This window comes from Empedobacter brevis NBRC 14943 = ATCC 43319, assembly GCF_000382425.1.
Taxonomy (GTDB): Bacteria; Bacteroidota; Bacteroidia; order Flavobacteriales; family Weeksellaceae; genus Empedobacter; species Empedobacter brevis.
In genome coordinates this window covers 532,649-553,472 of the sequence record NZ_KB908291.1, presented here as the reverse complement: position 1 = coordinate 553,472, position 20,824 = coordinate 532,649, and the positions used below count along the sequence as shown (strand labels likewise).

At 31.8% G+C, this 20,824-nt stretch carries 16 protein-coding genes; 8 read left to right on the top strand and 8 right to left on the bottom strand.

What is annotated here, in order from left to right:
* Positions 1-79: 79 nt before the first annotated feature.
* Positions 80-1,387: a tRNA lysidine(34) synthetase TilS gene (gene tilS, locus H277_RS0102900; protein WP_019974074.1), complete on the top strand. Its 1,308-nt coding sequence runs from the start codon at positions 80-82 to the stop codon at positions 1,385-1,387.
* The gene (locus H277_RS0102895) at positions 1,381-3,456 is read left to right on the top strand and encodes a protein-disulfide reductase DsbD family protein (RefSeq protein ID WP_019974073.1); all 2,076 of its coding nucleotides are present in this window, start codon (positions 1,381-1,383) and stop codon (positions 3,454-3,456) included. The genes tilS and H277_RS0102895 overlap by 7 nt, the downstream gene beginning before the upstream one ends.
* 79 nt (positions 3,457-3,535) lie before the next feature.
* On the opposite strand, the gene H277_RS0102890 is transcribed toward H277_RS0102895, so the two are convergent.
* The 6 genes from H277_RS0102890 to H277_RS0102865 all read right to left on the bottom strand — a co-directional run bounded on the left by H277_RS0102890 (position 3,536) and on the right by H277_RS0102865 (position 8,873).
* A complete protein-coding gene (locus H277_RS0102890; protein WP_019974072.1) occupies positions 3,536-3,889 on the bottom strand; it encodes a hypothetical protein in 354 nt (117 codons plus the stop codon).
* 21 nt (positions 3,890-3,910) lie between these two features.
* Positions 3,911-5,593: an RluA family pseudouridine synthase gene (locus H277_RS0102885; RefSeq protein ID WP_019974071.1), complete on the bottom strand. Its 1,683-nt coding sequence runs from the start codon at positions 5,591-5,593 to the stop codon at positions 3,911-3,913.
* Positions 5,594-5,775: 182 nt separating this feature from the next.
* Positions 5,776-6,606, bottom strand: a complete 831-nt coding sequence (locus tag H277_RS0102880) for a hypothetical protein (RefSeq protein ID WP_146810323.1) — start codon at positions 6,604-6,606, stop codon at positions 5,776-5,778.
* Between the two features lie 102 nt (positions 6,607-6,708).
* Complete coding sequence (locus H277_RS0102875) at positions 6,709-7,473, bottom strand: hypothetical protein (protein ID WP_019974069.1); 765 nt, start codon at positions 7,471-7,473, stop codon at positions 6,709-6,711.
* 7 nt (positions 7,474-7,480) lie between these two features.
* Complete coding sequence (locus tag H277_RS0102870) at positions 7,481-8,368, bottom strand: glycosyltransferase family 2 protein (protein WP_019974068.1); 888 nt, start codon at positions 8,366-8,368, stop codon at positions 7,481-7,483.
* Entirely contained in the window at positions 8,328-8,873 is a 546-nt protein-coding gene (locus H277_RS0102865) for a class I SAM-dependent methyltransferase (protein WP_019974067.1), read from the bottom strand. The genes H277_RS0102870 and H277_RS0102865 overlap by 41 nt, the downstream gene beginning before the upstream one ends.
* A 77-nt stretch (positions 8,874-8,950) precedes the next feature.
* Between H277_RS0102865 and H277_RS0102860 the strand changes: the two genes are divergently transcribed.
* From H277_RS0102860 to H277_RS0102835, 6 genes are all read left to right on the top strand, one after another.
* A complete protein-coding gene (locus tag H277_RS0102860) occupies positions 8,951-9,349 on the top strand; it encodes a hypothetical protein (RefSeq protein WP_019974066.1) in 399 nt (132 codons plus the stop codon).
* A gap of 227 nt (positions 9,350-9,576) precedes the next feature.
* A complete protein-coding gene (locus H277_RS0102855) occupies positions 9,577-11,196 on the top strand; it encodes a histidine kinase (RefSeq protein ID WP_019974065.1) in 1,620 nt (539 codons plus the stop codon).
* 157 nt (positions 11,197-11,353) lie between these two features.
* Positions 11,354-13,876 (top strand): zinc-dependent metalloprotease, encoded by a 2,523-nt coding sequence (locus tag H277_RS0102850; RefSeq protein WP_244874871.1) that lies wholly within the window; start codon positions 11,354-11,356, stop codon positions 13,874-13,876.
* A gap of 9 nt (positions 13,877-13,885) precedes the next feature.
* Positions 13,886-17,227, top strand: a complete 3,342-nt coding sequence (locus H277_RS0102845; RefSeq protein WP_019974063.1) for a SusC/RagA family TonB-linked outer membrane protein — start codon at positions 13,886-13,888, stop codon at positions 17,225-17,227.
* Positions 17,228-17,240: 13 nt separating this feature from the next.
* Positions 17,241-18,560, top strand: a complete 1,320-nt coding sequence (locus tag H277_RS0102840; protein ID WP_019974062.1) for a RagB/SusD family nutrient uptake outer membrane protein — start codon at positions 17,241-17,243, stop codon at positions 18,558-18,560.
* A 57-nt stretch (positions 18,561-18,617) separates the two neighbouring features.
* Positions 18,618-19,379 carry a LytR/AlgR family response regulator transcription factor gene (locus H277_RS0102835; protein ID WP_019974061.1) on the top strand — a complete coding sequence of 254 codons (762 nt, stop codon included), beginning with the start codon at positions 18,618-18,620 and terminating at the stop codon, positions 19,377-19,379.
* 31 nt (positions 19,380-19,410) lie between these two features.
* On the opposite strand, the gene H277_RS0102830 is transcribed toward H277_RS0102835, so the two are convergent.
* Together H277_RS0102830 and H277_RS0102825 are read right to left on the bottom strand one after the other, a co-directional pair.
* Positions 19,411-19,674: a hypothetical protein gene (locus H277_RS0102830; RefSeq protein ID WP_019974060.1), complete on the bottom strand. Its 264-nt coding sequence runs from the start codon at positions 19,672-19,674 to the stop codon at positions 19,411-19,413.
* On the bottom strand, positions 19,662-20,756 hold the full coding sequence (locus tag H277_RS0102825) for a hypothetical protein (protein ID WP_019974059.1): 1,095 nt from the start codon (positions 20,754-20,756) through the stop codon (positions 19,662-19,664). Before H277_RS0102825 ends, H277_RS0102830 begins: the two co-directional genes overlap by 13 nt.
* Between the last annotated feature and the right edge of the window lie 68 nt (positions 20,757-20,824).

The window sequence follows — 20,824 nt, the reverse complement described above, 5'->3', positions numbered from 1 at the left end:
TGGAAATTTTATAAAGAAACAGGTAAAAAGTATAATTTCTTCTCAAGGATTCTTTCTAATTTCGAACATTTATAATTTCATGAAAAATAAATCTATTCAACAAGAGTTTAAACAACTTCTAGCACTTCATTCATTTGCTACGCATCGTTATTTATTAGCGATAAGCGGAGGAATTGACAGTATGATTTTGTTGGATTTATTTCGTCAAACTTCTGCTAATTTTCAGGTTGCGCATTGCAATTTTCAATTACGTGGAGAAGAGTCAAATGGAGATGAGATGTTTGTAAGAGAATATTGCGGAAAATATAATATTCCATTTCACTCGGTTCGATTTGATGTTGCAGTTTATCAAAGAACAGGAAACTATTCGGTAGAAATGGCTTGCCGGAATTTACGCTATGATTGGTTTGAAGAAATTCAGCAACAAAATCAGTTGGATGTTTTGGTAACAGCTCATCATTTGGATGATAATATTGAAACATTTCTCATTAATTTATCGCGTGGAACAGGTTTGAAAGGGTTGATAGGAATGCAAATTTATAACGGGAAAATTTTTCGCCCACTTTTGAATTTTACAAAAAATGATTTGTTGGCATATGCACAATCTAATGAAATTAACTGGCGAGAAGATGCTACCAATGCAACGGATGATTACACCAGAAATAAGATTCGTCATCATATTACTCCTGTTCTAAAACAGCTTCATCCACAATTTGATGAAAACTTTCTGACGAGTTTAAATCATATCCATGGGAATTATCAAATAATACAACAACAAATTGAAGAAATCAGAACTAATTTGTTTTCAGGAGATAATCCCATTCAAATTGAAATTAGTCAACTGAAAAAACTTCAGCCTCTGGAAACTTATTTGCATTATTTGTTTGAAAAATACGGATTTTATTCAAGTAAAGAAATTTTGAAATTTTTGGATGCTGAAACGGGAAGTGAAATAAAATCAGCAACTTATCGGTTAATTAAAAATCGGGAGAATCTGTTGTTGCAAACAAGAGAAGAAGAAAATGAAGAGGAAATAACGATTTTTAATGATTTAATTGAAATCAATTCGTTAAATTTGAAGTTCGTGAAATCGATAAATCCACACGAAAACGCTACTGAAATAGTAGACTTTACGTCAATTTTGTTTCCGCTTAAACTTAGAAAAGTGAAAGAGGGAGATTATTTTTTTCCAATTGGAATGAAAGGTCAAAAAAAGTTGATGAGTAAGTTTATGAAAGATTTAAAACTTTCTAAATTAGAAAAAGAGAAGGTATGGTTGCTTTGTGACCAAAAAGATCAGATTATTTGGGTCGTCAATTATCGTTTGGATGAACGTTTCAAAACAACAAAAACAAGTAAAAACTTTTTAAACATTACAGTATGTTAAAGAAACTTTGGATACTTTTTTTGTTTCCAATTTTAGTCAACGCACAATTATTTAGTCCTGCAAAATGGTCGAGTTCGGTGAAGGAGGTTGGACAAAATGAGTTTGAAATCGAGGTAACAGGAAAAATTGATAAAGGTTGGCACCTTTATTCAATGAAACATCCTGATGGAGGAATTGGAATTCCCGCAAGTGCATCATTTAAACCAGCTTCAAATGCAAAATTAGTTGGTGGTGCCCGAGAAGTTGGAAAACGTATCGATAAATACAGCCAAATTTTTGAACAAGATGAAAAATATTACGAAAATCAAGTAAAATTTGTTCAAAAAGTAAAAGTTTCGGGTGATAAACCTGTAAATGTGTCGTACACAATTGAATTTCAGATGTGTGATGCCGAACGTTGTTTGCCTCCGGATGAAACAAGTGGAACTGTAAAATTGACTCCAACTGTAACAGACAAAGAAGAAGTAAAATTAGATGAGAAAGTAGAAGAAGACTCCAAAATTGCTGTAGATTCTGCTACAGTAACGACAATATCTCATGATACTATTTCGCATGACACTATTGGTACGTCTGTTTCTTCTACTCACGATACAATTAAGAAGGTTGATGATTCGTTATTAGCAGATAACGAAAAGAAAGACAATGGTTTATTAAAAATATTTTCTTTAGGATTTTTAGGCGGATTAGCAGCATTATTAATGCCTTGTATTTTCCCAATGATTCCATTAACAGTGAGTATGTTCACAAAACAAAGTAAATCGAAAGGAGAAGGAGTTGGAAAAGCTTTTATTTACGGTTTATCAATTATTGTAATTTATGTGGCTTTAGGTTTATTGGCGACAGTTATTTTTGGACCATCTGTTCTAAATGAAATGTCGACAAATCCGTGGGTCAATTTAGCTTTCTTTGCTATTTTTATCGTATTTGCAATTTCATTCTTCGGAGCTTTCGAATTGACTTTGCCTAGTAAATGGGTAAATGCAGCTGATAAAGGTGCTGATAAAGGCGGATTAATAGGAATCTTCTTTATGGCATTCACATTAGCATTAGTTTCATTCTCTTGTACAGGACCAATTATTGGTTCGTTACTAGTACAAGCAACACAAGGAGGTAACTATTATTCTTTAATTGTAGGAATGTTTGGTTTTTCATTGGCATTAGCCATTCCATTTACATTGTTTGCAATGTTCCCGGGTTGGTTAAATTCGATGCCAAAATCTGGAGGATGGTTAAATACAATTAAAGTTTCTTTAGGATTTATTGAATTGGCATTTGCCTTGAAATTCTTATCGAATGCTGATTTAGTTTGGCAAATGAATTGGTTACCAAGAGAAATTTTCTTAGCATTTTGGATTGCAATTTTCTTCTTCTTGGGATTGTACCTTTTAGGCAAATTTAGACTGGAACTAGATTCTCCAGTGCAAACAATTGGTGTTCCGAGAATGTTATTTGCATTAGTTTCAATAACATTTGCAGTTTATATGATTCCAGGTTTATGGGGCGGACCATTAAAACTATTAAGTGGCTTAACACCTCCAATGACTTATTCTGAAGCGCCACGTGGTTTCCACGAAGGTGTAGGAGGAGGGCAGGCTGCGGCAAAGTTTGATGATCCAAATATGGTTGCCGGGCCTCATGGAATTCCGGCATTCAAAGATTTTGATCAAGCTGTGGTTTATGCAACGAAAGTTGGAAAACCAATGTTGTTAGATTTTACGGGACATGCCTGTGCAAATTGCCGTAAAGTTGAAGAACGTGTATGGAGTGATGAACGTGTAAAGAAAGTTTTGGCTGAAGATGTTGTTTTAGTTTCATTGTATGTAGATGAAGCAAAAGAATTGCCAGAAGATCAAAAAGTATTTTCGAAAGCTTTAGATCGTAATTTAAAAACAGTTGGCAATAAGTGGACAGCATTCGAGATTGAACATTTTAATGCCAATGCACAACCGTATTATATTTTGGTTGACAAAGATTTAAATCGTTTTTCAAAACCATTGGAAGCTGAACTTGATGTAGAAGTTTATTTGAAATGGTTACAAGATGGAATCACAAAATATAAGACGAAATAATTATATTTTAACATAAAAAAACCTCAACATTGTTGAGGTTTTTTTATAATATTTATTAATGCATTTCTCTTTATTGAAATTATTCAGCTTTCAATATGGTTTCAAAAAATTCTTGAGAGTCGCTATCAAAAGTTGGTTTCTGAAGTAATAATTGAGAAATTTTTACAATTTTATCAAAATCCTCTTGTTTAAAATATTCTCCAAAATGGTCATTACAAAAATCACCAATATTACCCAATACGATATTTACTTCCTCTTCATTCAGTTCCCCTTTTTGTTTCCAACGTTCACGAAATAAACTTGCTGCTAAGTATGAAGAAATATCAATCAAATCATTCATAGAAATATTAGATCCATTGCGTAATTTTGCCATAATCAATGTATCCATGTCACGGTAAATTACATCTCGTATTGTCAATTCTTTATTTTCCATTCTGTATATTCTCCCGCAAAATTATAGATTAAAATTTGGATCTGCCTGAAATTTTATAATTTCTTTTGTTCTGGGATGTGTAAATTCCAATGATTCTGCATGTAAGTGCAAACGATGGGATTTTGTTCCGTATAAATCATCACCAATTATTGGAGTATTAAGTCCTAAGCGATGTGATGCATGCACTCTTAATTGATGTGTACGACCTGTTATTGGATAAAAGTAGATAAGTGTTTTCTCATCTTTTCGTTTGATGACTTCATATTTTGTTTGAGCAGTTTTACCATATTCGTAGCAAACCATTTGTCTTGGACGGTCTTCCAAATCCACTCGTAAAGGTAAATCTATAATTCCTTCGTTATCTTTCACATTCCCATCTAAAAGTGCAATGTATCGTTTTTTTACTTTTCGTTTAATGAATTGTTGTTGAAGGATTTTATGACTATCTTTATTCAAAGCTAAAACTAAGATGCCTGAAGTGGACATATCCAAACGATGGACAATAACCGGACCTGTAGCCATTGGAAATTGTTGTTTTATTCTCAAATAAACAGAATCCTTGATCTCAATTCCCGGAACAGAAAGAAATTCTTCCGGCTTATTGATGACAACGAGGTCTACATCCTGGTATAGAATTTCTAATTTTTCGACATTGGAATTTTGTTTTAAAAGAAGATTTTCATTTAGTTCAATACCTTCTAACATGTGTCCCAAAATAGGTTCGCATTTTCCGGTACAGGCAGGATAATAATGTTGATGTTTTCTTACTTCCGATTTCGGAGAGTCTCCCCACCAAAATTCAGCCATACAAATTGGTTCAAGTTCATTCAGGAAAGCGTGTTGAAGTAGTTTGGGTGCTGCACATTCTCCTGCAGCAGCAGGCGGTTGTTGAAAAGCTGTTTTTTCAAAAATGGCTAACAATCCCTTTTTTTGCTTAAACTTATTAATGAATTGGTACTGGTCAAATAATTGATTTTGAAGAGAATTAGATTTTATTTTCCGTTCTTCTTTCAAAGCGTTTATCTCATCTTCAAAATTATTTATTTTGGATAAGAATTGTTTTCTTTCTGCCTCAATTTCTTCGTTGAGTTTTCTAAATTCATACTTATCGCGCAAACTTTGTTTGATCAAATCTTCCTCAAAGGATGGTGCATCTTGTTGCGATAAAGTATGTAAAATTGTTTCTCGTTGTGTTTTACGATCCTTCTTATTTACTTTGAGAATCTGTTTGCTTTGTTCAATTTTTAGTTTCGAATCAATTTCAAATTGGTGAAAATTTGCTTTAAGTTGTATATAATTTTGATCAGTTTCTATCTTTTTCAGTATTCTATTGATTTCATTCAAGCGTTCTTCTTGTTCTAAGAAAAAACCGTTTTTATTTAGCATATCAAAAACAGGAGGAACAAAAACTTTGTGTTGATTTGTATTAGCTAACTTCCCTGAAACAGCTGCTAAATAGCCGATCTCTCCCATTTTATTCCGAACAACAAGCACACCGAACATTTTACCAATAGGTGTGGTGGAATAATCATCTTTTAAGCCAAAATTATGGTCGAAATCTGTTTGATTTTCTAAATATTCCTGCACTTCTTGACAAGCCAATTTAGCAATAGGACTTGGCTCATAATAAAAAGGATAATCAAACTTTAATGGAAGTTTATACGCTGCAATAGAGTGTTTAAAATATTGGAAATAGTTAGACATTTTAATTTTTAAAAATCGTAGCAAAGGTACATGATAACCGATGAATTTCGAAATTAAAAATTGGTCTTATCAAATTGTTTTACGAGATTTGATGTTATTATTCTGTTACAGAACTGACGAAAGATCTGGTAAAGCTAATTTTAAACATTAAAAAAGAGCTTGAAAATCAAGCTCTTTTCCATCTAGTTGTCAATGGTATCTTTATGTTGCTGAACTTTTGTATTATTGGGAATTACCCCGTATAGAAAATCCAGATATATTTTACTGTAAGAATTAAAAAGTTGTAATAATTTAAAGTAATTCACATCATTCAATTCGATTGTAGAACCTGTATTTGTTAATGCATTCTCAATAAAATCTCTAATTTTAAACTTTGGGATATTCAAATCTTTCGTAAAATAGTCTTCTCCGAAATAATTCTTAATTTTGGTTATTTTATCGTATTTATCTTCATAATCAAGTAATGCTTTTCGTTGTTTTGCTTTACCGGAAAAAACATCATACAAGCGGCCAACATCCAGACGTGTTAAAGTAATGTCACCACTAAATAAACCCGCTTTTAAAGAAGACGTATCTTTTATAGGTTTAATATCAGGATTTACACCAAGGCTTTTATACAACTTTGTTATAACATCCGTTTTTTTACCGTTTTTGACATCCTTCTCCAAAATACCAGTCAATTTTTGACCAATGAAAGCGGTGTTTAGCTGGATAGTTTGTACGGCTAAGTGAACCACAATTGTTTGCTTATTAAACAAATTTGGTCGTAAGATAATTAACCTGTTTTCGTACCAGTCTGATTGAATTTTCAATGTATCATTTACTTTTGCTTGAATTAAAAAAGTACCTGTAAAATTGGAAATTGTTGTATGATTTGTTCTCAAATTGGTTACATAAACGCCTTCTGCTGTATCATCAGAATCATCAATAATAATATTTCCCTGTACCCATTTTTCTTGTGCAAAAATGAACGATGAAAACAACAAAATTAGAATGGTAAATAGTGATTTCAATTGTTTATTATTACTTTTAATTATTGCACGAATATAAGTCTTAAAAAATTATAAGTTGTTTTGTTAACGTTTATTGGCTAAATTTTAAAACGCTGTTAAGAATTATTGATTTTTATTTTGATTTAATTCTTTTAAATAATCTTTTGCATAGGTCTCTAAATCAACCATAATTGTTCCGAATTGTCTGCTTAAAACTTTTTCTTGAAGCGGATAACGAGCATTCACATAATATAGGAATTCTTCTATTTTATATTCCGGAATTTCTAACTCTTTTGTATAAAATTCGGTTGGATAGTAATGTTTGACTTCCTGAATTAGAGAAAATTTTGTTTCATAATTACGCACTCGACGTTGTTCACGATAGAATCCATTCATATGACCAATCAACCGTACCGGATTTAGAACATCCAGAGGTTTAAACTTTGCAATGTCTCTTTTGGGCTCTAAATCACGCAAGCGTTGATCAAGCCCCATTTTATCATATAAATCGGTCTTGTTGTCACGGTGATATTTTGGTTGCAATGGTCCTTTTCCAATTGTAGCACCACTCAATTCAATTGTTTCGATATCCAAATGGGCTTGTAAAAAACCTTTGTTGTAAATGTTCTGATTAATCACTATTTTTCGAGGAATAAGAAAGTCAGCTTCGAACAAAATCGTATCTCCAACATTTGCTTGGATAGAATAATACCCGGAAGAACTAGTGTAGGTTTTACTTTCAGATTTCAAGTTCTCGACACGAGCTCCCGAAACGGTAGAAAAATATTCATTTCCTTCGTCTACAACCACAGAACCTGTAATCAGCTTGCTTTGCGCGAAACTGAAAAGAGGAAAAAAGATAAGAATATATGTTAACCAGTTATGCATTTTAAATTTAACCTTTTATTTTTTGTTTCATTTTCGACCATCGATAATTTCGTATAAATTTCTCTTGATCTCGGTTGACCATTTTTTTTGTGCCATTTTTTTGCGCTTCAAAAAAACCTTTCAAATAATATAAAATGTAAGAAGGTTTCTTTTTACGTAGAGCTAATTTTGTGCCAGCAATTAATGTAATCAAAAAACCGTAACCTAATGCATAATAAGCTGCACCTTGTTTATAAAGAGCAGATTTGTTGTAGCTTGCACCAGTGGGTTTTAAATGTTTGATGTGCAAAGATTCGTCTGTTATAACTTTCCAACCATAATATTTGCACAAAAGTTCGTCAACAGTATCCCAACCCATATGCGGACGAAGCCCGCCAATTTTTTCATAACACCTTTTTCGATAAGCTTTAAAAGCACCTCGTATATGATCTTTATCGGTCAGATTTTCTAATCGCCATTGTTTATCTTTTTCAATATACGCAAAACCTCCGACCATTGCAATTTCTTCATCTTGATTAAAATGATGTAAAATTGTTTCAAAATAATCAGAAGGAAGGTCTAAGTCTGCATCCAACTTTACAAGAACTTCATAAGTGGGATCAATTATTTCATAGCCTTTCAAAAAAGCTTGAATAACCTTACTTCCCGGTTGATGTTCGCTTTTAGAAAGTATATTTCTCAATTTAATAAAGGGATATTCAGCTGTAAATTCTTCTACAATTTGTTGCGTTTTATCTGTCGAGTGATCATTTACAACAATTACTTCGTGTGGTAAAACAGTTTGATTCACGACAGAATTTAATGTTATTGCAATAAAATCTTCTTCGTTATGAGCAGGTATAACAATTGAATATTTAGTAAGAAAAGTCTTTTTTTCGCTCTGCGTAGATAGCATAATATCTTGGTGTAATTCTTCTTAATAAGGGTCTTATACCCAATTTGTTTGATGGGTGAGTCCATTGATGACGATGTTTCACTTCCCATCCTGCTTTTTCCATTAGCATATCAAACTGCCAATCCTCGAATTCGTGATAATGTACATCTCTAGGATCATTTTGGTTGCGATAGGCTGGTGAAAACCAGAGGCGCATCGGGATAGTTGCTAATAATTTATCTCCCGGTAAATTTCTTAACACTTCCATCGGATTGACCAAATGTTCTAAAATTTCTAAAGCTGTGACAAAGTTAGCATCATAATTTTGTAAATCCTTATAATAGTAATCTAAATCATCACCATTCGTATTTTTTACATCAAAACCATTTTCCAACATTACATCTGTAAAAGGATTTTTTATTCCCAAATCGAGAATTTTATCTGTAGGCTTCGCAAATTGTTTTAGTAAAGCTAACGTTTCATTATATCTTTTTTGTGGATATACTTTGTACATTTTATCTGTCATTTTCAGACGATAAATTTAATCATCTATTTTAATATTGTTCGTTTCTATTTTAAAATTTTTTATTGCACATTTGCCTGATGGAAACGATAGGATATTATCGATTACGTAATCAAAATAAAATTGAAGGTTTTGCAAAAGAAATGGAGAATGTAACTTACTTTAAAGGTTACAACGAATTTTCCTGGCATACAACTCCTTTAGAATTTGATACCATAGATATTGGAATTGAAATATTAGATAAACGAAACCGAAGATTGTTTACCAATGATATTGTGTTGTATAAAGTCTCAACAAAACCATTTATACGCACAGGTTTTGTAGCGTATGAACCCATTAGAAGAGAATTCGGAATTATAGATCAGCACAGTTTTCATTTTACACCCTTTTTTATTGACGGATTAAGTTTATTTGAGAAAGATAAATTAGAAGTCGTTTCACACTTATTTACGAGGAAAGAAATTTCGAAGGATTTATAAAATGATTTTGAGATATCTACTTGTTATGATTTTTTAATCAGTATAAAACTGTATTCTCTATACAATTTTTCTTTATTACTTTTCGAGTAATTATTCGAATCAATGGATTTTCATTCATATCAGGTAATAAGTTTTGAATATTTAGCGACGTTGTGTCAACAGGTTGAGCATAATCTATTTATGATATATGTTTTCTTATTTTTTTGATTAAGTTACTTGACTTAATTTTGGAAAAAAATATTTTGTCCACTCGCTTTCTTGTAAGTTTATCCAACAAATCAATTTATGTTATCGCACTAATTGTTAGTATTATTGCTGTGATAGCACTTGTTGTATTGAGTTTTTTAATCAACAATGAAAGCCAGAAAAGTAATGATGATTTTGTTGTAAAAGGATTTCTAAGAAAATATGAAGCAATAGAATTTGAATTTAAAAATATAGAAGAATACCAAGAAGTACTTAAAAAAGTAGTTCAAAAAAGTAATGAAAAAAATTATGTTGATCATTTTATTGTTTTAAATGAATTAAACTCGAATCGTAAATTAATTCGCAACGATTGGTTTGCTATTCTTCAATCAGGAAAAGATAAACTAACAGATACCGAGACTCTTGCGAAGATCGTTAATCAACCAAATTTCAAACAATATAAAGCTGTTTATAGAACGAAAGACCAAGAGATTAATAATTTTTTGATGAATTATAAGGATTCATTGTATTGGGTGAATTATGATTCTATCAACTTATCTAAAGGAAAAACAATGTATTATGGTTCGACAATTAATTTGTACGATTTATATAACTTTTTTACAACTGTTGATGTTACTTCTACCAATTATGTATATGTTTTTAATAAAGCAGGGATTTGTATTACACATCCAAATGAAAAATTTATTGGGAAAAATATTTTTGATTTTACTGACATCAAAGCAAATGACACAATAACAAGTACAATCAAATCTAATTTTCCGCAGGATCGTTATACATTGAATGATGCTTCGTCAGAATTTATAAAGAATACCGAAATTAAACGGTTTATAAAACCATTGAATACAAAAAATTTTGAGGGTTATATTGTCGTGAATCATCTTAGCTATATGATAGATGAAAAAGTAGAACGTACAAAATTTTATGTGGGATTTATTTTTCTGGGGACAGTTTTTTTGATTATTGTTATCTTTTTGTTATTCAATAAAATAACGTCTAAAACCTATCAAGAAAAGGCCGCAATTATTGAAGAAAAGAATAGATTGCTGATTGAGAATGAAAAAATTAAAAATGCAAATACACTTACACAGTTACAACAGTTAAAAAATCAAATTAATCCACATTTTTTATTCAATTCCCTTAATTCATTGTATATGTTAATTGGACTGAATCAGGAAAATGCTCAAAAATTCACGATGAACCTTTCTAAAATTTACCGTTATTTGATTGTTCCTCCAAAAGAGAATGTTGTTGTCATAAAACAAGAGTTGGCTTTTATAGAACAGTATATGGATTTGCAAAAAAGCAGGTTTTCGGAAGAATTAATTTTTAACTTGAAAATTGAAGATTCTAAAAGCCTGGAGAAAAATATTCCGTATTTGGCATTACAGATTGTAGTGGAAAATGCAATTAAACATAATATCGCGACAATTGATCAGCCGTTAACGATTGAAATTTTAGTCAAATCAAATTTGATTATTGTTAAAAATACATTTCAAAAAAAAGAAATCGTTTTAGAAAATGAAAAATTTGGATTGAAATATTTGCAAAAAATATATAATTTTTATCGAATAAATAATTTCAAAACAATAGTAGAAGGCGGCGAATTCATTTGCTATTTGCCCTATATCAATCCAAATTAACCACTCACTCCCAAAAACAAACCATTCACTCCCAAAAACTATTATTATCCCAAAACTGCTATTAAGTTTATGCCATAATTAATGATAATTTAACGTTTGAATGAGCCAGAATAAGGAAAGAAAGAATTATAAATTAGCACTATACTTAGGTTTAGCAATGTCTTCGGCAGTTGTTTATGGACAAAAAAAAGAAGATAAAAAAACTGAAAAGGAGAAAACGGAGAAAAAAGATTCGATAGTAACGAAAGTTAAAAAAATCGATGAATTAGTAAAGAAAGGAACGTATAAAAAAGGTTTATTCAATACGATTCAAGTTAAAACAGATATCTACTTCGAAATTCCTGATAGTTTATTTGGACGTCAATTTTTAGTTGTCAATAAATTATCACAAGTTCCAATGCAAGTCAATGAAGCAGGCTTGAACAAAGGAATGAATTATGAAAATAAAGTAATTTCTTTCTATCATGATAAAGTAGCGAAGAAAGTGTGGGTGAAAACAGTCGTTCCACAAGTTTCTTCACCTAAAGATGATGCAATCACAGCTTCTGTAAAAGATAATTTTTCAGAGTCAATTATAGAAGTTTTTGATATAGAAGCTCAAAATAGCGATTCTACAGCAGTAGCTATTAAAGTGAATAAGATTTTTGATGGAAATCAAAAAAGTTTTAATGACGTATTAACAAATGTAGGTTTAGGAGGGTCGGTAAAGGCAAATCTATCGTATGTAGAAAACGTAAAAACTTTCCCGGAAAACATTGTCGTGAAGTCTCAATTGACAACAAGTGTAAATGAAGGAGGGGTAGATTTAGCCGTTACCTTAGGTGTTACAAGTAACATTGTTTTGTTATCAAAAACACCTATGCAACCTCGTTTTGCAGATAACCGAGTAGGATATTTCACAGAAAAACATTGGTTTTTTAATGATGCTCAACATAAAATGGAGGATCAACGCTTTATTACGAAATGGCGTTTAGAACCAAAAGAAGAGGACAAAGAAAAATATTTGAGAGGTGAATTAGTAGAACCTAAGAAGCCAATCATTTATTACATCGATCCATCGACTCCAAAACAATGGAGACAGAAGATTATTGCCGGAGTGCACGATTGGCAAATAGCTTTTGAACAGGCTGGTTTCAAAAATGCAATTATTGCAAAAGAACCAACTGAAAGCGATAAAGATTTTGATATTGACGATGTTCGCTACTCTGTCATTACGTATGCGGCATCTCCAAAATCAAATGCGATGGGGCCTTCTGTTGTGGATCCTCGTAGTGGAGAAATCTTGGAAGCTGATATTATTTGGTGGCATAATGTAATGACGTCCTTACATGATTGGATGCGTATTCAGACTGGGCCGATTGATCCAAAAGCAAGAGGTAATAAATTCAGTGACGAACATATGGGGGAAGCAATCCGATTTGTTTCATCACACGAAGTGGGACATACATTTGGATTGAAACATAATATGGGAGCTTCTTTTTCTTATCCTGTAGAATCTTTACGTTCGAAAGAGTTTACAGCTAAAATGGGAGGGACGGCACCTTCTATTATGGATTATGCTCGTTATAATTATGTTGCACAGCCGGAAGATGGCGTAACAGCTATCACACCAAAAATTGGTGTTTATGATAAATACGCAATTGAATGGGGATACCGCTGGTTTCCGGATCAAGCAACAGAAAAAACATCACTTCGTAAAATGATTGAAAAACACGAAGATGATCCAATGTATTTCTACGGAGAACAACAAAGTTATTTAAATACAATAGATCCTCGCTCTCAATCAGAAGATCTAGGAGATGATGCAGTTTTAGCAAGTGAATACGGAATGAAAAATCTGAAACGTGTTTCAGAGAATATTTTAAAATGGACGTATGAAGATGGTAAAAGTTATATCAATACCGGAAAACTATATTACCAAACAATAGGGCAATGGGATTTGTATTCAAATCATGTGTTAGCAAATGTTGGAGGAATCTATTTAAACAATACTTATTTTGGTATTGATAAAAAAGCGTATCAACCAGTTTCTGCTGAAATGCAGCGTAAAGCAGTAGATTATTTAAATGAAAATGTAATCAATTTGCCTAAATGGTTATTTTTTAATGACATTTTAGATAAAACTTATGCGATTAAAAATTCACCAATGGGACCATATGAGCAAACGCCATATACATTGGCAAGAGAAATGCAATATGGATTGATCTATAATTTATTTACAGATGATCGATTGTTGCGCATGCTAGAAAATGAATTAAATCACCAGGAATTAAAATCCAACGATAAAATCTATACAGTTGAAAATTTATTTGATCAAGTAAGAAAAGTAGCTTTCGATAAGAAATCAAGTTTAACGATTCTTGAACGAATGACTCAAAAAAATTATGTTGATGCTTTGATTGTTTCAACAAATAAATTGTTTGAGAAAACGACTGTAACAGGACTTACAATTAACCAAAATCTACAAGTACCAACTATCTGTAATTATTTAGACGAAGAAAAAATGGCACGTAATATCAACTATTCTTCGATGAAAAGGGTTTCAGAAGTGACAACCTATAAAAGAGCAGAGTTACAACGCGTGTTAGCTTTATTAAACAAGAAAAAGAATAACGGAGATGAGGCGACAAAAGCCCATTACGCAGATTTAATTATTCGTATTAAAGAAGCTTTAAAGTAAGATATAGACATGAAAAAGACACTCATTCTTTTGCCTCTTTTTGCGGCAAGTATAGCGTTTTCTCAAGAAAAGAGAGTGATTACAGGTTCGGTTCAAGATGAAAAATCACTGGTTGGAATTGCTGGTGCGTCTGTTAAAATTGAAGCACAATCGATTTCTACTAAGACAGATCAGAAAGGAATCATAGAAAGTGTAACTGTGGGTACTGTTACTGATGAAGATGGTTTTTTTTCATTGGAAGTTCCGGCAAATACAAAATCTGTTTTAATTAGTTATTTAGGTTACGATTCGAAATTGATTGAACTTTCAACTGATTTGACGACGTATCATGTAAGTTTAAAATTAACTTCAAGTCAGGCTATTCCAGAAAATAATGATTTGAAAGAAGTTATTGTAACAGGTTATCAAAAAATAGAAAAACGGAAGTTAACATCAGCAATATCAACTGTGAAAATGGATGATATTCAACAAGCCGGTGTAGCAAGTGTTGATCAATTATTAAGTGGACAAATTGCTGGTGTAGCTGTTGCAACAGAAACTGGTGCACCAGGTTCTCCAAGTAAAATTAGAATTCGTGGTACGGCTTCTCTTTCGGGGCCTCAAGATCCATTATGGGTAATTGATGGTTTACCTTTAGAAGGAAATGATGTGCCAAATTTTAGCGATAAAGATAATATTGATCAATTACAAAACTTTTCTATCGCTGGATTAAATCCAAACGATATCGAAGATATTACGATTCTTAAAGATGCAGCTGCAACTGCTATTTATGGTGCAAGAGCGGCGAATGGTGTAATTTCGATTACAACAAAACGTGGGAAAAAAGGTGCAATGACAGTGAATTTTTCTGCGAATACATTTGTAACTGCTCGTCCGGATTTTGATCGATTGAATTTACTGAATGCTTCTCAAAAAGTTGATCTTGAATTAATGCTTGCAGGTCGTTCAGATTTAACCTATCGTACAGATAAAGGTGAAGTGATGCGAATTTTGAAAAAGAATGGTCAAGTAGATGCTTTACGAAACGGAGGTTTTAGTTCTTTGGATCTTACAACACAAAATCAAATTAATTCTTTACGAAATCATACAACAGATTGGGGTAAATTATTGTATCGTAATGCAATTAACACACAATATGGTTTGAGTATTTCCGGAGGAAATGACCGTTCTGATTATTACTTCTCTTTAGGATACTATGATGAGCAAGGGACAACAATTGGAACAGGCTTTGAGCGTTACAATCTTACGTTAAAAAACAATTATAAATTAAACGATAAATTCGATGTAGGGATTTCTATTTTTGCAACTTCTAGTGACAAAGAATCTTTTGTTACTGATGCCGATGCGGCCATCAATCCGATTAATTATTCTAGAAATGCCAATCCGTATTTATCTCCATTTAATGCTGATGGTTCTTATCGATATGACCAAGATATTGATGGATATGAGGATCGCTCGATTCCGTTTAATTTTATTGAAGAGAGAGAGAACACAAATTATACATTAAAAAACCGTTCGATAAAAGGGATCATTGATCTTAATTATCAATTGGCAAAAGGTTTGAAATTAACATCGCAGCTAGGGATTCAGTACGATAACAATAAAACAGAAAAATTCGCTGAGAAGGAGACTTATTTTACGCGTAAAATGAAAGAAGGAACGCGTTATTATAAATCTGGTCAGTATTTGTACTTTTTACCTGATGGAGGAATAAAACAAAATTGGGATAACGAATATTTTCAATACAATTGGAAACTTCAGGGAACGTACAGTACAACCATCAATAACCGCCATGAGATTGATTTGATGGCCGGAACGGAAATTCGTCATACACAAAATGAAACAACATTAACACGTGCTTTTGGTTACAATAAAATAACAAAAACCGGAACACCAATCGTTTTTCCTAATTCGAATTTTGCTTCAGACAAACGTTACGAAACGTATAAAGATATGCCGACAGAAGAAAATGCGTATGTTTCTACGTTTGCGACAGCTTCGTATACATTAGACAAAAAGTATACGCTTTTTGGAAGTGTTCGCTACGATGGGACAAATTTATTTGGTGTAAATAAAAAATACAAATATTTACCAATTTGGGCGATTTCAGCATCTTGGTTGGTTTCGAGAGAAGCGTTTATGGAAAATGTAGATTTTATTTCTAACCTTCGTCTACGTGCTTCTTATGGTTTACAAGGAAACATTGATCGTAATACGTCGCCTTTCTTTATCGGTGAATACAGTGATGTGACGATTTTACCCGGAGGGAATGAAGATATTATCAATGCGATAAACTTGCCGAATGATTTGTTACGTTGGGAAAAAACAACAAATACAAATTTAGGTTTAGATTTAGGGCTTTTCAAAAACCGTATTAATCTTGCAGTAGATGTATATCACCGTAAAGGGACTGACATGATTAGTATGCGGGAAACTCCTTTAGAAGCAGGTTTTGAATATACAATGGTGAATTGGGGTGAATTGACAAACAAAGGTTTTGAGATTGCGCTTACAACCCGTAATATTGATACTCAAAATTTCAAATGGTCGACAACAATTAACTTCGCTCATAATAAAAGTAAAGTCTTAAAAGAACAACAGCGCGAGAATAGCTTGGTGCCATCGCGAGAAGGATTGCCTGTTAATGCAATCTTTGCATTAAAGACTGCCGGATTTGATGAATATGGAAATCCAATGTTTTGGAAAGGGGATGAAAAAGTTTCTGCAAAAGAGTTCTTTGCATTATTTGATTTATACGAAGACTTTTTACCGGGAGAGTTTGTTGATTCTAAATTGACAAGTGAAGAAAAACGTAATTTATTTACATACATCGGTGATCGTGATCCTAAATTTACCGGAGGAATCATCAATAATTTCAAAATTCACAATTTTGATTTAACAATTTCAGCTGCATTCAATCTTAAACAGACAGTGATGAGATCACCTTCTTATAGAGGAATGGAATTAGATCCCGGACGTAATTATACACAAGATATTTTTCAGGCAGGGACAACACTTCCGGGAATTACAAGTCCTATTATGGGAGATAATGACAGTTGGATGGCGAACAAATGGTTTGCAGGGAATAACGCAAATGCGTATAATTTGTTAGACATCTGGGCCAAAGAAATTAGCTATTTACGTATTAGTAGTATTCGTGTGGGGTATACATTGCCAAAGAAATATTCTGAAGTTATCGGATTTAAAAGTGCTCGTTTTAGCTTAGAAGGTCGTAATTTATTTGTATTCAGCAATGGATACGATGGATATTTTGATCCGGAAACATATGGGAATATCTATGCACAGCCAATTGCAAAATCAGTAACAGCAGGAGTGAACCTTTCTTTCTAAATTTTAAAATCAAATGAAAAAAATATTTTTTTTATTAAGCATAGTTGCAGTTAGTTTTACAGCGGTTAGTTGCGACAATTATTTGGATATTGAACCAGACGGAAAAATAATACCCAAAACAGTGGAAGATTACCGCATGGTATTAACGAATGCCTATTCAAAATATCCTACCCATAAGTCTTTAACGGCTTTGCGTACTGATGAGGTTACGTTAAATGAAAATACAAGTGATTTTATTTCGTACCGAGAAATTGCGATGTGGAAAGATACAAATCCAGATCAGATGTCAATTCAATTTCCTTGGGTTGGTTTTTATACCGTGATTTTTTATACCAATCAAATCATCAATGAGGGACAAAAAACAATGGAAAATTCTGTTGAAAAAGATCAATTACTGGCAGAAGCATATGCTTTGCGAGCTTATGCTTATTTTGATTTATTGAATTTATATGGTCAACCATACAACTTGTCTACAGCAAATACAGACAGAGGAGTTCCTTTAAATCTAAAAGTTGATCTGGAAGCAACGTTGAAACCTTCTTCGGTACAAGAAGTATACAATCATATTCAGTCAGATGTAGAAGAAGCTTCTAAATTGATGAAAATGAACCAACAACTTGCCGGATTAAATTACAGATTTTCAAAAGTAGCATTAGATGCTTTCGAAGCAAGAATAGCGCTGTACAAAAACGAATGGCAGAAAGCAATTGATTTCTCTGACCAAGCATTGAAAATCAAAGGTGAATTAGTGAATTTGAATACGACAAAATTAGTTCCAAATCATTATACATCTGCTGAATCTATTTTAGCTTTGGACAACACATTGAATAATGCTGTTCAGTATATGTCGTATGCTTCAACAGATTTGCTGGAGAGTTATGATATGGAAAATGATTTGCGTTTTCCTCTTTATTTTGAGAAAGATGATTCAAAATATAAAATCATCAAAGGAGGAAATTCAGAATTTAAAACATCTTTTCGTGTTGCAGAATTGTATTTTATCAAAGCTGAATCTTATTTGAAATTGAATAAACTAACTGAAGCAAAGGCGACTTTGAGCTCAGTTCTACAGAATAGATATACACCAGATGGATTTGCAAAAGTACAAACTGAACTTTCGAAAATGAATTCTGATCAATTCATGAAATTTATTTTAGAAGAACGTTTCAGAGAGTTTGCATTAGAAGGTCAGCGTTGGTATGATTTACGTCGTGCAGATCAAAAAGAAATTAAACATCAGGTTGCGGGTAAAGAATATATATTACAGCAAAATGATGTCCGTTATACAATAGAAATTCCACAAACAGCTAAGCTCAATAATCCTCATTTATAACATTTTTTAAACCGTCTTTATCTCCATTTAGACGGTTTTTTTATTACTTTTACATTCATGAAAGTGGCAATTGTAGAAGATGAATTATTAGCGGTAACCTATCTGAAAAATTTAGTAGAAGAACAGTCTATTATCCCTATTTCATCTATTACAATTTTACGCTCTACAAAACAAGCGATAGCTTTTTTTGAGGAAAATGTTGTAGATCTTATTTTTATGGATATCCACCTTGGAGATGGAAAAAGTTTTGAAATCTTTCAAAAAGTTGAAATTTTTACTCCAATTATTTTTATTACGGCTTATGATGAATATGCAATGAAGGTTTTTAAACATTTCACGATTGATTATATTTTAAAACCTTTTGAAATAGAGGAGCTAAATCTGGCTTTGCAAAAATTCAATTCAATTCGAACAAGTTTTGATATTGTTCCAACTTTAAAATCAATCACAGTTTTAGAGAATTCTTCTTCAGAAATAACGCATCGTTTTCTCGTAAACAATGGGAATAAACTGCGTTCAATAGAAGAACAAGAAATTGCTTATTTCTTTGCTTCCGGTAAACATCTTTTTATGAAAACAAAAGATGCTCAAACTTATATCTATGATGATACAATAAAGGATATTATTAATAAATTAGATTCAACAATATTCTTCAAAATCAATCGGAAATTTATTGTTCACATTGATTCAATATCAGAAATTATAAAACATTCTAGTCAAAAAATTGAAATTTACCTTCAACCAAAACCAGAGACAGAACAGCCAATATTTATTAGTAAAACGCAGATAAATAATTGGATAGACTGGATGAATAACTAAAAAAATCTCCCAAAAAGAGGAGATTTTAAGTTTATAAATTTTCTAACATCAAAATGATTTCACTTTCTATACGCTGCATCATTTCGGAAGAAATTTCGAGTTGTTGTTTTATATTTTCAATTGTATGATAGGTGAATTCTCCGGTTTTCAGGTTTAAATTGTATTCAATTTGTCCTTCCCATGAATTACTCGATTCGTAAAATGAAACCATTTCAAAAGGTAATCTTGGTAACAATTCATCAAAATGTTCTTCTAATTTGATTAGATTTTCTTGATTAAGGTTTAATTTTTCCATCCTTTTACAATCATTGCATTTGCAGAAGTTTCATAGAAAATAATTGCTAAAAGTTGTAAAAATTCGGCATGATTCAATTTTCCTTCAACTACTTCATCTAAATTTATTTCGTAATATTCTTCAATTGTTTTTGAAATCAAAGCTTTAAAATTATCCAGTGGAATATTCTGATCTTTTAATTCCTTCATCAAATAATTGTCCGAATTTAAGAAATCAGGACGGGTTGCAAAAATTGGAGATTTACGAATGTTCAATGCATTGTGTAATGTTTGAGAAATTAATACACCACGTTCCAATTCTTCAAATTCCCATCCGTTACGAACTCTTCTTGGATTGTTTTCGTAAAAAATATGGTTGTGAAATGCATGAATATGCTTCGCAATATCTGTGTTTGTATGTAAATAAAGAAATTGTAAAATTGAACTAAACAAATGATTTGCATTCAAATTTGCCGGATAATAAGTGTACAACAATGGATAATGAAACAACGTTGTATACAAAGGAGAAAAACTATCAATGATGTTTAAATTTAAAAGATTTATTCCTTCAAAATCGAACTGTTGATTCATTTGATAATAATTGATTCCAGCCAAATAAATATCCTGATAACTCAATTCGAATTGATTGAGATACGCACCAATTTGTTTAAAAAAAGAAGTATTTAATTGATGATTTGTAATTAATTTATATGGTCTTCCTTCAAATTCTTGAAGAAAATCTAACTTAAACTCTGACTTTAAATTTTCATCTATAACCTTCTCAAAATCAAATGATTTATGTCGTATTTTATTAACATAAATTTCATTATAAGTATACATCAGCTGTTTGATCGGTTCAGTGTTTAATTCTTCAAGAGGATTAAAACCTGAATTTGAAGAAGCATATAAAGTCAATAAGCGTTTGAATTCTTGTTGAAGTTTTTCTTCTTCTACAAACATATTCATCAATTGATTGGTGTTTGCAGCAATTATACTTTCACCTAAAAAAAATAAAATTCCAGTTTTTAAATCTTCATCAAAACCACATCTTTCAAGGGTTTGATCAAAATAAGTTTTGAATGGATTTTCAGGATTCTGGCTCATATAGAATAATTTTTCTTGAATTTTAAAAAGTAAAAGTATTGATTTTTTTATGATTTGATACGAAAAAA

What these genes read in the sequence shown, in the direction of transcription:
- tilS (WP_019974074.1), top strand. Translation starts at nt 80, where the DNA reads ATGAAAAATAAATCTATTCAACAAGAGTTTAAACAACTTCTAGCACTT.
- H277_RS0102895 (WP_019974073.1), top strand. Translation starts at nt 1,381, where the DNA reads ATGTTAAAGAAACTTTGGATACTTTTTTTGTTTCCAATTTTAGTCAAC.
- H277_RS0102890 (WP_019974072.1), bottom strand. Translation starts at nt 3,889, where the DNA reads ATGGAAAATAAAGAATTGACAATACGAGATGTAATTTACCGTGACATG.
- H277_RS0102885 (WP_019974071.1), bottom strand. Translation starts at nt 5,593, where the DNA reads ATGTCTAACTATTTCCAATATTTTAAACACTCTATTGCAGCGTATAAA.
- H277_RS0102875 (WP_019974069.1), bottom strand. Translation starts at nt 7,473, where the DNA reads ATGCATAACTGGTTAACATATATTCTTATCTTTTTTCCTCTTTTCAGT.
- H277_RS0102870 (WP_019974068.1), bottom strand. Translation starts at nt 8,368, where the DNA reads ATGCTATCTACGCAGAGCGAAAAAAAGACTTTTCTTACTAAATATTCA.
- H277_RS0102865 (WP_019974067.1), bottom strand. Translation starts at nt 8,873, where the DNA reads ATGACAGATAAAATGTACAAAGTATATCCACAAAAAAGATATAATGAA.
- H277_RS0102860 (WP_019974066.1), top strand. Translation starts at nt 8,951, where the DNA reads ATGGAAACGATAGGATATTATCGATTACGTAATCAAAATAAAATTGAA.
- H277_RS0102850 (WP_244874871.1), top strand. Translation starts at nt 11,354, where the DNA reads ATGTCTTCGGCAGTTGTTTATGGACAAAAAAAAGAAGATAAAAAAACT.
- H277_RS0102845 (WP_019974063.1), top strand. Translation starts at nt 13,886, where the DNA reads ATGAAAAAGACACTCATTCTTTTGCCTCTTTTTGCGGCAAGTATAGCG.
- H277_RS0102840 (WP_019974062.1), top strand. Translation starts at nt 17,241, where the DNA reads ATGAAAAAAATATTTTTTTTATTAAGCATAGTTGCAGTTAGTTTTACA.
- H277_RS0102835 (WP_019974061.1), top strand. Translation starts at nt 18,618, where the DNA reads ATGAAAGTGGCAATTGTAGAAGATGAATTATTAGCGGTAACCTATCTG.
- H277_RS0102830 (WP_019974060.1), bottom strand. Translation starts at nt 19,674, where the DNA reads ATGGAAAAATTAAACCTTAATCAAGAAAATCTAATCAAATTAGAAGAA.
- H277_RS0102825 (WP_019974059.1), bottom strand. Translation starts at nt 20,756, where the DNA reads ATGAGCCAGAATCCTGAAAATCCATTCAAAACTTATTTTGATCAAACC.